The following is a 12084-nucleotide window of genomic DNA, read 5'->3' on the forward strand; positions in this document are numbered from 1 at the left end:
TTGCGATTTATTGCCGCGCCTATTGCCGCGCCGGTTTGTCGCCAGCGACGTAATACGGCACTTCCACCCGCGGCAACGGTTGCCGGCCGCGGATATGATCGGCGATTTTTTCAGCGATCATGATGGTCGGCGCATTCAGGTTGCCGGTGGTGATCTGCGGCATGATCGAGGCATCTACCACACGCAGGCCTTGCAAGCCATGCACCCGTCCCTCGCTGTCCACCACTGCCATCTCGTCGTATCCCATGGCGTTGGAACAGGATGGATGGAAAGCGGTTTCAGCGTGCTGGCGCACGAAAGCATCCAGCTCGGCATCGGTCTGGACCTGCACGCCCGGTGAAATTTCGCGGCCGGCATAGGCCGACAAGGCCTGCTGCGCAATGATGTCGCGCGTGATCCGGATACCGTTGCGGAATTCCTGCCAATCCTGCTCGGTCGACATGTAGTTAAACAAAATGCTCGGATGCTGACGCGGATCTTTCGAACGCAGATGGATCCGGCCACGGCTCGGCGAGCGCATCGATCCCATGTGCGCCTGGAAGCTGTGGACCTTGATCGGATTGCTGCCGTTGTAATTGATCGCTACCGGCAAGAAGTGATACTGGATATTCGGCCACTCGAAGCTGTCGTCGCTGCGAATAAAACCGCCGGCCTCGAATTGATTGCTGGCGCCGATGCCGGTCCCCATCAACAACCATTGGGCGCCGATTTGCGGCTGGTTCCACGGTTTCAGCGCCGGCGCCAGCGAGACCGGCTGCTTGCATTCGTATTGCTGATAAATTTCCAGATGATCTTGCAAATTGGCGCCGACGCCGGGCAAATCCAGTACGACAGGAATGTCGTGCTGACGCAGCAACGGCGCCGGGCCGACGCCGGAACGCTGCAGGATTTGCGGCGAGGCGATCGCCCCCGAGCACAGCAGCACTTCACGCCTGGCTTGTACGGTTTGCGGCTGGTCGTTATGCAGATAGGCGACGCCAACAGCGCGCTTGCCGGCAAAAAGTATGCGGTCTGTGAGCGCGTGCGTGACGATCGTCAGGTTGGGCCGGTCCCGCGCCTGATCCAGATAACCGCGCGCAGTACTGGCGCGCCGCCCGTGCGGAGTCGTGGTGCGATCCATCGGACCGAAACCTTCCTGCTGATAACCGTTGAGGTCATCGGTGCGCGGGTACCCGGCTTGCACGCCGGCTTCCACCATCGCATGGTAGAGCACGTTGTTGCCGCTCTTCGGCGTAGTCACGCTGACCGGGCCGTCGCCGCCGTGATAGTCGTTGCCGCCGATGTCGCGGGTTTCGGCTTTCTTGAAATACGGCAGGCAATCCAGGTAGGACCAGTCTTCCAGCCCTTCTCGTTTAGCCCAGTGATCGTAATCCAGCGCATTGCCACGGATGTAGCACATGCCGTTGATCAGCGACGAACCGCCCAGGCCCTTGCCGCGGCCGCACTCCATGCGGCGGCCGTTCATGTGCGGTTCTGGATCGGTTTCGTAGGCCCAGTTATAACGCCGCCCTTGCAATGGGTACGCCAGCGCCGCCGGCATCTGGGTGCGGAAATCGAAGCGGTAATCGGGACCGCCGGCTTCCAGCAACAGCACGCTGGTGCCGGCGTCTTCGGTCAATCGTGTCGCCAAAACATTGCCTGCCGAACCCGCGCCAATGATGATGTAATCGTATTCTTTTGCTTGCTGCATGATGATCCTTCCTTGCCGATGCCGGCTCTGCGGCATCGTTGTAAAACATGGATATTGCCTTGGAGGACGGTGTTCAGAACACCGAGGTATAAGCGCCCAGCTCCACTTGAATCGATTTGATGCGGGTGTAGTGCTCCAGCGTGGTCAAGCCGTTTTCGCGGCCGACGCCGGATTGCTTGTAACCGCCGACCGGCATCTCCGCCGCCGATTCGCCCCAGGTATTGATCCAGCAGATACCTGCTTCCAGCTGATGGATAACACGGTGCGCGCGGCTTAGGTTTTCTGTCATCAGGCCGGCCGCCAGGCCGTATTCGGTATCGTTGGCGCGGCGGATCACTTCGTCCTCTTCATCGAAGCTGAGAATGCTCATGACCGGGCCGAAGATTTCTTCACGAACGATCTTCATGTCGTCGCGGCAGTCGGTAAACACGGTCGGCTGTACATAAGCGCCCTTGGCATAGGCGCCGCTGATTTCGCGCTGACCGCCGATCAGCAGGTGTGCGCCTTCGGCACGGCCCGACTCGATATACGACAGCACGCTATCCATATGCGGGAAACTGACCAGCGGGCCGAAGTTGGTATTCATATCGAGCGGATTACCGAGACGGATACGCGCTACCCGTTGCAGTACCTTGGTTTCAAACGCCGCCTTGATCGAGCTATGCACAAATACCCGGGTGCCGTTGGTGCACACCTGGCCCGAACTGTAGAAATTGGCCATCACGGCGACATCGGCCGCGCGCTCCAGATCGGCGTCGGCAAATACGATCAGCGGCGACTTGCCGCCCAGCTCCATGGTCACGTCCTTCAAGGTCGAGCTGGAAGCGCTGGCCATGACTTTCTTGCCGGTGGCGGTGCCGCCGGTGAACGATATTTTTTCGATGCCGGCATGCTCGGTGAGCCAGGTGCCGACTTCGCGGCCGCTGCCGGTCAGTACGTTGAATACGCCATCCGGCAAGCCTGCCTCGGTATAGATTTCGGCCAGCTTGAGCGTGCTCAGCGGCGTCACTTCGCTCGGTTTGAAAATCATCGCATTGCCGGCGGCCAGCGCCGGCGCGGATTTCCACAAGGCGATCTGGATCGGATAATTCCATGCACCGATGCCGGCCACCACGCCCAGCGGTTCACGGCGGGTGTAGACAAACGAGCTTTCGCGCAAGGGAATCTGGGTGCCCTCTATCGACGGCACCAGGCCGGCGTAATACTCCAGCACATCAGCGCCGGTGACGATGTCGACGGCGCGTGTTTCCGACAATGCCTTGCCGGTATCCAGGGTTTCCAGTTCGGCCAGTTCGTCATTGCGTTCACGCAGGATCGCTACCGCACGGCGCAGTACCCGCGAGCGCTGCATGGCGGTTTGCGCGGCCCATTCGCGCTGACCTTGCTGTGCGCTGGCGACGGCGCGATCGACATCGGCCTTGGTGGCGCGCTGGACTTCGGCCAGCACTTCGCCGTTGGCAGGATTGACGGTCTGGAAAGTATCGCTACCGCTGGCGTCGACCCGACGGCCACCGATATAGAGTTGTTGTTGCTTAAAAACAGGCATAGTGATTCTCCTCAAAGGGTTTCTATCAGACAGGTCAAAGATGAAGCCGCTGCGGATTAAGCCGCTACTACGGCGTCGATTTTCTTTGCCAATTGTTGATCCAGATATTCATAGGCCAGCTGGCGCGCCGCATCGGCGTCGAAGGCGGCGCCGGACAGCGCACCGCGCAGCCACAAGCCATCGATCATCGCCGCCAGGCCGCGTGCGGCATGGCGCGCCCGCTCCAGCGGCAGTTCGCGTAAAAACTGGCAGCAAAGGTTGGAAAACAGGCGACGGTCATTCACATGCTGCAATCTGCGCAACGATTCCTGGTGCATGCTGGACGACCAGAACGCCAGCCAGGTTTTCATGACGGGGCCGCTGACCTGGCTGTCATTGAAGTTGGCGTCGACGATGGCGCGCATGTGGCCTGCAGCAGTGTCTGCCGCCAGTTCGCTGCGGCGGCGCATGGTGTCTTCACTTAAATCGCGCAGAATCTGGCGCATGGTGGCTTCCAGCAAGCCGCTCTTGTCGCCGAAATAATGGCTGATGATGCCGGTCGACAAACCGGCTTGCCTGGCAATCAGAGCGATGGTTGCATCGGCCAGGCCGACCCGGTCTATCACTTCCAGCGTGGCCTGGATCAGCTGCTTGCGGCGCAGCGGCAGCATTTCGTTTCTTTTCCTCAACTTACTCTCCCAAACGCTGGCGAAAAGCGGCCTGCCCACCCGCTGCCTGAATTCAGTATAATTTAAATTGATTGGACGTTCAATCAATTTAATATTAAGCTGTCGTTGACAATAAAATATGTCCTTTTTGAAAACAAAAATCAGATCAAAGTCCCGTCAAAAGACGGGCAGCAGAATCGGAATGAGGTTTATTTAAATGCAATATCAATCAAACATGGAAACGATGGGACAACCAGACCAGGCCAGCGCACCAATGCACTGCGAGCAATGCAAATGAGCGCCGCCGCTACCGCTACCGTCACTGGCCAGCAGCCGAGCAAGAACAAACTGAATCGCCCGGTTTTCTTCTCGTCGGCATTGCTGATCATCGCCTTCACCATTGTCATCATCGCCTTCCCGCAAGCCTCGACCGCCTGGCTGTCGAGCGCACAAATCACCTTGGCCAGCAGCTTCGGCTGGTACTACATGCTGGTGGTCGCCGCTTACCTTGGCTTTATCATCTGGCTGGCGCTATCGCCCTACGGCAAAATAAAACTGGGGGCGGATGACGAACAGCCGGCCTTTAGCTACGGCGCCTGGGCCGGCATGCTGTTCTCTTCCGGCATCGGCATTTCGCTGCTGTATTTCGGCGCCTCGGAACCCCTGACGCATTATCTATATCCACCCCAGGGGGAGGCAGCAACGCCGGCCGCGGCTAGCCAGGCGATGACCTTGACCTTCCTGCACTGGGGCCTGCATGGCTGGGCTATTTATGCCTTGATCGCGGTAGCGCTGGGTTACTTTGCCTATCGCCACAAACAGCCTTTGGCGTTGCGTACCGCGCTGTATCCACTGCTCGGCGAGCGCGTTCATGGCGTCGCCGGCCACGCTGTCGATTGTTTTGGCGTCGTGGTGACCGTGCTGGGCCTGGTCAGCAACCTGGGAATAGGCTCGCTGCAAATCAGCGCCGGCCTGGAGCATCTGTTCGGCCTGCAAAACAGCCATAGCACGCTGCTGGCGGTGATCATCGTGATGACGATAGTGGCGACCCTGGCCGCGATTTCCGGCGTCGAAGTCGGCATCCGCCGCCTGTCGAATCTGAACGTGGTGCTGTTTGCCAGCTTGCTGATTTTTGTACTGACGATGGGACCGACGCTGCATTTGCTGAACGCGATGACCCAGAATCTGGGCGATTACATCAGCAATTTCGTCGGCAAGACTTTTGATCTTTATGCCTACGACCGGCCTAGCGACTGGCTCGGCAAGTGGACTCTGTTCTATTGGGCCTGGTGGATCTCCTGGGCGCCATTTGTCGGCCTGTTTATTGCACGCATCTCACGCGGACGCACCATTCGCGAAGTGGTGACTGGCGTGTTGCTGCTGCCGCTGGCGTTCACGCTGATGTGGCTCTCAGTGTTCGGCAACAGCGCCCTGGATCTGCTGATCAATCACGGCGCCACCGAACTGAGCCGGACCGCGCTGGAGCAACCGGCCATGACCATGTACATGCTGCTGGCGCACTACCCGTTTGGCACGGCCATGTCCGGTGTGGCGATTTTCGTAGGTTTCGTGTTGTTTCTGACACCGGCCGACTCCGGCGCCGTGATGCTGGCCAATTTATCGGTGCGCGGCAGCAGCGATAATGATAACGACGCCGATGCACCGCACTGGCTGCGCATTTTCTGGTCGGCGCTGATCATGGCTGTCACCGTCGGCTTGATGTTTGCCGATAACATCAGCGCGATTCAAACCACGATCGTACTGGCGTCGCTGCCGTTTTCCATGGTGCTGGTGTTGTATATGGCATGTCTGCTGAAGGCTCTCAGAATGGAATTCAAGCCCGCAATTGCAGTAAAAACTGCAGCGAAGCTAGCCAGGCAAACTTAGTTTAAATAATGAAAAAGCTGCGCAGAGTGGACTCTTGCGCAGCTTTTTTTATGAGCGTCCGAAGTGTCGGGCCCGGCTCAGGTTTTCTTTTGCCGCAGCAAAGCGTGCAGGATAATCGCGCCAAAAGTCGCGGTGCCGATGCCGCCCAGGGAGAACTGGCCAAGCTTCAAGGTAAAGTCGCCGGCCCCCAGCACCAAGGTCACGGCAGCCACGATCAGATTGCGATTGTTGGAGAAATCGACCTTGTTCTCGACCCAGATACGTGCACCCGCCACAGCGATCAGGCCAAACACCACTATCGAAACGCCGCCCAGCACGGCACCTGGAATGGTTTGAATCACGGCGCCGAATTTCGGCGAAAAACCCAAGACGATTGCCAGGCAAGCCGCCACCACAAATACCAAGGTCGAATAAATCTTGGTGACCGCCATCACGCCAATATTTTCCGCGTAAGTGGTGACGCCGGTACCGCCGACGCTGCCCGAGACAATCGTCGCCAAGCCATCACCGACAAAGGCGCGGCCCATATACTTATCGAGATTTTGCCCGGTCATCGCTGCCACCGCCTTGATATGCCCCAGGTTTTCAGCCACCAGGATAATCGCAATCGGCGCCAGCAAGGCCATCGCATCGGCCTTGAATACCGGCGCCGAAAAATGCGGGATGCCGAACCAGGCGGCTTGCGCGACTATGCCAAAATCGATAGGCTTGCCCAGACCGGCGCCGTTAGTCAGCACCGCATAAATCACATAGGCCAGCATCAGGCCGACCAATATCAGCAGCCGCTGTATCATGCCGCGCGCAAACACGGCGACACCGCCGACGCACAAGACCGTCCCCAGCGCCATCCAGGCGTCGAAGTTATTGCCGCTGACGCCCTTGACCGCAATCGGCGCCAGATTAAGCCCGATCACCGCCACTACCGCACCGGTGACTACCGGCGGCATCAGGGTTTCGATCCAGCGGGTGCCGATCGCCATCACCAGCAAGCCGATCAACGCGTACACCACGCCGCAGGCAATAATCCCGCCCAGCGCAACGCCGAGGTTGGGATTAAGGCCATGGCCGCCGTAAGCGCTGACCGCAATCACCAGGCCGATGAAAGAAAAGCTGGAACCGAGGTAACTCGGCACCCGGCCGCCGACCAGGACAAAAAACAGCAAGGTGCCGATGCCTGACATGAAAATCGCCAGATTCGGATCGAAACCCATCAGCAACGGCGCCAGCACCGTGGCACCGAACATCGCCACCACGTGTTGCACCCCCATGGCGAAAGTCTGCGGCCACGGTAGACGCTCGTCGGCAGCGATAACCTGCCCCTGGCCGTCGGCCGTACTGGCGCGCAGACGCCATTTGGGGAAATAAGAAGCTCCCATGAATTTCCTCTCTGTATGACGACTTGCGTGCCTGGCACGGCTAGCTCTTTACCAAGCGAGCACCGCTGGCAGCGCAAATTCGCATGATTGATTTTGTTTTTAACCGGAAGCTAGTGTACGAAGGCAACTGCAAAATAACAATGCAATCAGGAAAGAAATGCATTGCAACGTGCATAAAAAAACACCGGCGGGATGGCCGGTGTCTGATTGTCGCTAGTCCGATGCAATCATGGGAACATTGGAATATGCTTTTCCACTCCAGAAAAAGCAGCTTCCGGATGACGCTTTTCAATTAACTCTTCTATCGCCGGCACCTGTTTGAACGGCACGTCGACCAGCAGCAATACCTTGCCCTCTTCGATCCCGGCATGGAATGCTTTCAGACGGGAGTTGGGAATCGCCGCCGCCGCCATGCCCGACATCCAACTGCCGAGCACCGCGCCAGCCAGAGTCAGCCCCACCAGCGCCAGCCAATTCAGGTGCACCCAATCCGGTGGGAAATACACCAGCCACATGCCCAGTACCAAACCTATCATGCCGCCTGCCAGCAAACCGACTTCGGCGCCGTTGGCAAGGTCGGTTTTATGAAACACATTGGCTTCAGGCATATCAGCCGGCAGCTTTCCCTCGGCACCCCAGAAGTGAATGTGCCGAATCTCGATCCGGGCCAGCAGCAACTCGTCTAGCGTGCTGCGTGCACTGGAAACATCCGGCAACATGAAATAGAGTCTTTTTCTGCCCACCATGATGGCCTCCTTTGAGTGTTTATGCTTTCAGCATAGTCAATCGGCAGGCAATCCACAAAGGTTGATTGGCGCCTGATTCAGCTAAAAATGCGACAATCCGGATTCCGCTAACCAACAACGATGGACACGCCATGATTCTCGAATTAGCCGATATCCGCATCCAACCCGGTAAACAGCAGGAATTTGATGCCGCAATTCAACAAGGAATTGCACAAGTCATCAGCAAAGCCAAAGGCTTTGCTGGATTCAAGATACACAAGGGAATTGAATCGCCGGAACGCTATGTGCTGACGATTTCCTGGCAAACGCTGGAAAACCATACGGTGGATTTTCGCGAATCGCCGGCATTTGCCAAATGGCGTGCATTGGTGGGGCCGTTTTTTGCGGTGCCGCCAACCGTCGAACATTTCACACTACTGACGGAATCGCACTGAATACATAATAAGGCGTGAGGGTGTGAGGGTGAGTGAACAGAGATGCACTGTGTGAGCAGCGGGGCAACCCGATCTGACGGCTTATGCCGGCGGGATGCCCGACTGCTACGCAGCGATGTAAATGAACTACAGATGAACTACAAAAGACTGCTGAAACTGCTTTTTACTACGATCCTTGCTGCAATCGATTGCAGATTACTACCGATTTCCAGCGACTACCAACACACGCTTTACTTAGAACTTAGTTAGAACTTAGAAGCCTTTGATCCATGCTGCAGTCTGGGCGCTTTCACGATCCAGGCGTTGCATACGATATTCCAGATCATACAAATCGACGGCTTCTGCCAGGTAAGCTTCTTTACGTGCCGCTTCCGAACGTTCGTAAGCAGTACCGACGCGCTTGATGAAAGCCGCTACGGAGCTGAAAAATGTGCTGGAAACAGCCGCAGCTTGTGCCGAAGCAGCTGGACGGGAAATACTAGAATTGTTGCTGATTGTCATTGTAGACATGATGAATTCCTCTTTCGTTTTGCGTTCACCGCAAGCCAATTGTTGCGTCGCACAATCAGAATAGCGTTTCCCCATTAATTATCCAATTTCGATTGCCAATAGCAGTTATCAGTTTTGTGAATTTAAGGGGCTAAAAGCGCTATTTCGGGCCTTCTTATGATTTGACTTAAAGCGTTGTAAAACTGCTATACAGGCAAGGAAAGATGCCTGTAAACTGCTGCACCTCCCTCATGCACATGCCTTAGCCCAATGTCTACCCACACCTTCCTCTGGCACGACTACGAAACTTTCGGCGTCCAGCCGCGCCGCGACCGCCCGGCCCAATTTGCAGCAATCCGCACGGATGCCGAGCTGAATGAAATCGGCGAACCGATCATGTTGTATTGCCAACCGGCAAATGATTTTTTACCGGACCCGCAGTCCTGCCTGATTACCGGCATCACGCCGCAGCTATGCCTGGAGCGCGGTGTCGCCGAGCATCAGTTCGCAGCGCAAATCGAAAAAGCGTTTTCCGAGCCGGGCACCATAGGCGTCGGTTACAACACGATCCGGTTCGACGACGAGGTCACACGTTTCCTGTTTTGGCGCAACCTGATCGATCCTTATGCCCGCGAGTGGCAGAACCAGTGCGGCCGCTGGGATATCCTGGATGTGGTGCGCACCGCTTATGCCTTGCGGCCGGACGGCATCCAGTGGCCGCTCAACGATGAGGGAAGGCCGAGTTTTCGCCTGGAACTCCTGACCGCCGCCAATGGGCTGAGCCACGAAGCCGCGCATGATGCGCTGTCCGACGTGCGGGCGACGATCGCTCTGGCAAGACTGATCCGGCAACAGCAGCCGAGGTTGTTCGATTTTTGCCTCGCCCTGCACAAAAAAGACCGCGCCGGCGCTGAAATCGGCTTGCCGACGGCGCGGCCATTCCTGCATATCTCGGGTATGTTCCCGGCTGAACGCGGCTGCCTCGCTGTCATGTGGCCGCTCGGCGTACATCCCACCAACAAGAATGAAATACTGGCCTGGGATCTGGCGTTCGACCCCAGCGAACTATTTTCCCTGGATGCAGATACCGTGCGTACCAGGTTGTTCAGCAAAACAGACGCCCTGCCCGAAGGCGTCACACGCCTGCCATTGAAATCCGTGCATCTGAATAAATCGCCGATGGTGATCAACAAATTGCAAACGCTATCGGCCGACATGGCGGCGCGTTGGGGTATCGATATTCCGCTCGCGCTGCGCCATGCGGAAATTGCGGCACAAGCGCCTGACCTCAGCGGCCTGTGGCGGCAGGTATTCCAACGCCCCGAAGAGGCGGTAAACGATGTCGATGAAGACTTGTACGGCGGTTTCGTCGGCAACAATGATCGCCGCAAGCTGAATGAATTGCGCGCGTTGCCGCCGCAAAAACTGGCCGTCGCCCGTACCAGTTTTGACGATAAGCGCCTGGAAGAACTGGCATTCCGCTACCGCGCCCGCAATTTCCCTGAAACCTTGAGCGCAGAAGACCAGCAGCGCTGGGAAGAGCATCGCGCCGCGCGCCTGTTCGACGGCGAAGGCAAGGCGCGCACAGTCGATATGCTGTTTGAAGAGATAGATAATTTGTCGGAATCGGCAGATGAACGCGGCGAAGAAATTCTTGGCGCTCTGTATGACTATGCGGAGATGATCGCGCCGGCTCGCGAATAACTTGCCTGCCGCCGGCTGGCCTGGCTAGGGCCACAATACAAAGCAGGGCCAGGATAATTTTCGTGCGATCGAAAATTATCCTGGCCCTGCGTTTTTATACTTCAATCACCCGAGCGGCGTCCCGCTCAGGCACCGTGTTCATTTATGCGTCCGACTCGCGTATCACGAACAGATCGTCGTGATGCCGGTTTCAAAACTGATGGCAGCATTGGTCGGCTCGCCTTGCTTCGGTGTGGCCAGATGCTCCAGGGTGATGCGGTAGCGGTGTTCACGCATAACAACTCCTTTCTTCCAAACGACTTGCTTTTGCCTGTTGCGGCGACGATGGTTTACTTCAGATGCGTTCGATCTTCACAGCGGCCAGATCGATGGCGTCGACCATCGCGCGGATTTGTTCCTGGCTCAGTTCGCCGCGTTCCAGCCGCGTATGCAAGGCCATGCGGAAGTTCTGGATAGCGCGCCTCAACTCGGGTGCCGAGCTGCCGGACGCACGTTGTGCAGTTTCCAAGCGCTGCATTGCCAGGGCCAAGGCTTCGCTATTTGCAGCCAAAAACGCTGCGCCCTCCGGGGTAATGCGATACAACTTTTTACCGCCGGATTCAGCCTCTATGGCGGTGTAGCCCAGCTCTTCCAGCAATGTCAAAGTCGGATAGATCACACCCGGGCTTGGGCTGTAATCGCCGCCAACCAGTTCTTCGATCGCCTTGATGACTTCGTAGCCGTGGCGTGGCTTTTCTTGCAACAGATTAAGAATCACCAATCGCAAACTGCCCTGCTCAAACATGCGCCCGCCACGTCCGCCTTCGCGGCGCCCGCCCCGTTCAAACAGACCGCCGCCACGATGTTGCCGTTCGTGACCTTGATGCATACGGCTGCGGTCGCAGCCTCTTCTATGTCCAAACATGTTTCTTCCTTATCTCATTGAATGAGATTGAAAGATATATCTTAGAAACTACTAAGTCAAGACTGATTTTGAATTTTCTTTGGCTCAGTCACGCCCAACGAGGGCCTCAGCGCGCGTTTGGCCAGATATTCCGGCTGGAACATGCACATGCGAATCGCGTCGCGATACACGCCATTGATGAAAAACTCGCTTTTCAACTCGCTTTCCAGTGCAAAGCCGCATTTTTGGTAGATATGGATGGCCTTGTTGTTTTCCTTATCGACATACAAGTAGAGTTTGTACAAATTGAGCACGCAGAACGCATATTCAATCGCCAGCCGCGTAGCGCGTTCGGCATAACCTCTGCCTTGGGCGCTCGGCGCGACGATGATCTGGAACTCCGCACGTCGGTGAATATGGGTAATTTCGACCAGCTCCACCAGCCCCACCATTTCGCCGTTGTCGCTTTCCAGGATAAAGCGCCGTTCGCTTTGATCATGCACGTGCTGGTCATACAGTTGCACCAGTTCGACATAAGCTTCGTACGGCTCCTCGAACCAATAACGCATGATGTGGCTGTTATTGTCGAGTTGGTGCACAAAATGCAGATCGTTACGCTCCAGGGGCCGCAGTTTCAGGCCCGGTTGCACTAGGGTAGTCATTTGATTTCTTTCTTACTTGT

11 protein-coding genes are annotated in these 12084 nt (G+C 56.9%); 3 read left to right on the forward strand and 8 right to left on the reverse strand.

All coding sequences use genetic code 11. The annotated features are described in order from the left end of the window. Nucleotides 1-19: 19 nt before the first annotated feature. The 3 genes from betA to betI form a co-directional block, all read right to left on the reverse strand. Nucleotides 20-1690: a choline dehydrogenase gene (gene betA / locus VNZ60_RS22240; protein WP_325663096.1), complete on the reverse strand. Its 1671-nt coding sequence runs from the start codon at nt 1688-1690 to the stop codon at nt 20-22. Between the two features lie 73 nt (nt 1691-1763). Continuing rightward, nucleotides 1764-3236, reverse strand: coding sequence for a betaine-aldehyde dehydrogenase (gene betB / locus VNZ60_RS22245; RefSeq protein ID WP_325663098.1), 1473 nt, complete (start codon nt 3234-3236; stop codon nt 1764-1766). Between the two features lie 56 nt (nt 3237-3292). After that, on the reverse strand, nt 3293-3886 hold the full coding sequence (gene betI, locus VNZ60_RS22250) for a transcriptional regulator BetI (protein WP_325663375.1): 594 nt from the start codon (nt 3884-3886) through the stop codon (nt 3293-3295). 291 nt (nt 3887-4177) lie between these two features. On the opposite strand from betI, the gene VNZ60_RS22255 reads away from it, so the two are divergent. Then, nucleotides 4178-5770 (forward strand): BCCT family transporter, encoded by a 1593-nt coding sequence (locus VNZ60_RS22255; RefSeq protein WP_325663100.1) that lies wholly within the window; start codon nt 4178-4180, stop codon nt 5768-5770. A gap of 77 nt (nt 5771-5847) precedes the next feature. On the opposite strand, the gene VNZ60_RS22260 is transcribed toward VNZ60_RS22255, so the two are convergent. Then, nucleotides 5848-7146 carry a solute carrier family 23 protein gene (locus tag VNZ60_RS22260; RefSeq protein ID WP_325663101.1) on the reverse strand — a complete coding sequence of 433 codons (1299 nt, stop codon included), beginning with the start codon at nt 7144-7146 and terminating at the stop codon, nt 5848-5850. Nucleotides 7147-7373: 227 nt separating this feature from the next. Continuing rightward, entirely contained in the window at nt 7374-7892 is a 519-nt protein-coding gene (locus tag VNZ60_RS22265; protein WP_325663103.1) for a DUF1269 domain-containing protein, read from the reverse strand. A gap of 131 nt (nt 7893-8023) precedes the next feature. Between VNZ60_RS22265 and VNZ60_RS22270 the strand changes: the two genes are divergently transcribed. After that, nucleotides 8024-8326 carry an antibiotic biosynthesis monooxygenase family protein gene (locus tag VNZ60_RS22270; protein ID WP_325663105.1) on the forward strand — a complete coding sequence of 101 codons (303 nt, stop codon included), beginning with the start codon at nt 8024-8026 and terminating at the stop codon, nt 8324-8326. Nucleotides 8327-8578: 252 nt separating this feature from the next. On the opposite strand, the gene VNZ60_RS22275 is transcribed toward VNZ60_RS22270, so the two are convergent. Further along, nucleotides 8579-8911, reverse strand: coding sequence for a DUF3563 family protein (locus VNZ60_RS22275; protein ID WP_325663107.1), 333 nt, complete (start codon nt 8909-8911; stop codon nt 8579-8581). 174 nt (nt 8912-9085) lie between these two features. Between VNZ60_RS22275 and sbcB the strand changes: the two genes are divergently transcribed. Continuing rightward, complete coding sequence (gene sbcB / locus VNZ60_RS22280; protein ID WP_325663109.1) at nt 9086-10519, forward strand: exodeoxyribonuclease I; 1434 nt, start codon at nt 9086-9088, stop codon at nt 10517-10519. Between the two features lie 334 nt (nt 10520-10853). Here sbcB and VNZ60_RS22285 read toward each other — a convergent pair whose 3' ends face one another. Together VNZ60_RS22285 and speG are read right to left on the reverse strand one after the other, a co-directional pair. After that, the gene (locus VNZ60_RS22285; protein ID WP_325663111.1) at nt 10854-11423 is read right to left on the reverse strand and encodes a PadR family transcriptional regulator; all 570 of its coding nucleotides are present in this window, start codon (nt 11421-11423) and stop codon (nt 10854-10856) included. A gap of 56 nt (nt 11424-11479) precedes the next feature. Continuing rightward, nucleotides 11480-12064 (reverse strand): spermidine N1-acetyltransferase, encoded by a 585-nt coding sequence (gene speG / locus VNZ60_RS22290; protein WP_325663113.1) that lies wholly within the window; start codon nt 12062-12064, stop codon nt 11480-11482. Nucleotides 12065-12084: the final 20 nt, after the last annotated feature.

The organism is Collimonas sp., from assembly GCF_035566375.1.
GTDB lineage: Bacteria > Pseudomonadota > Gammaproteobacteria > Burkholderiales > Burkholderiaceae_D > Collimonas.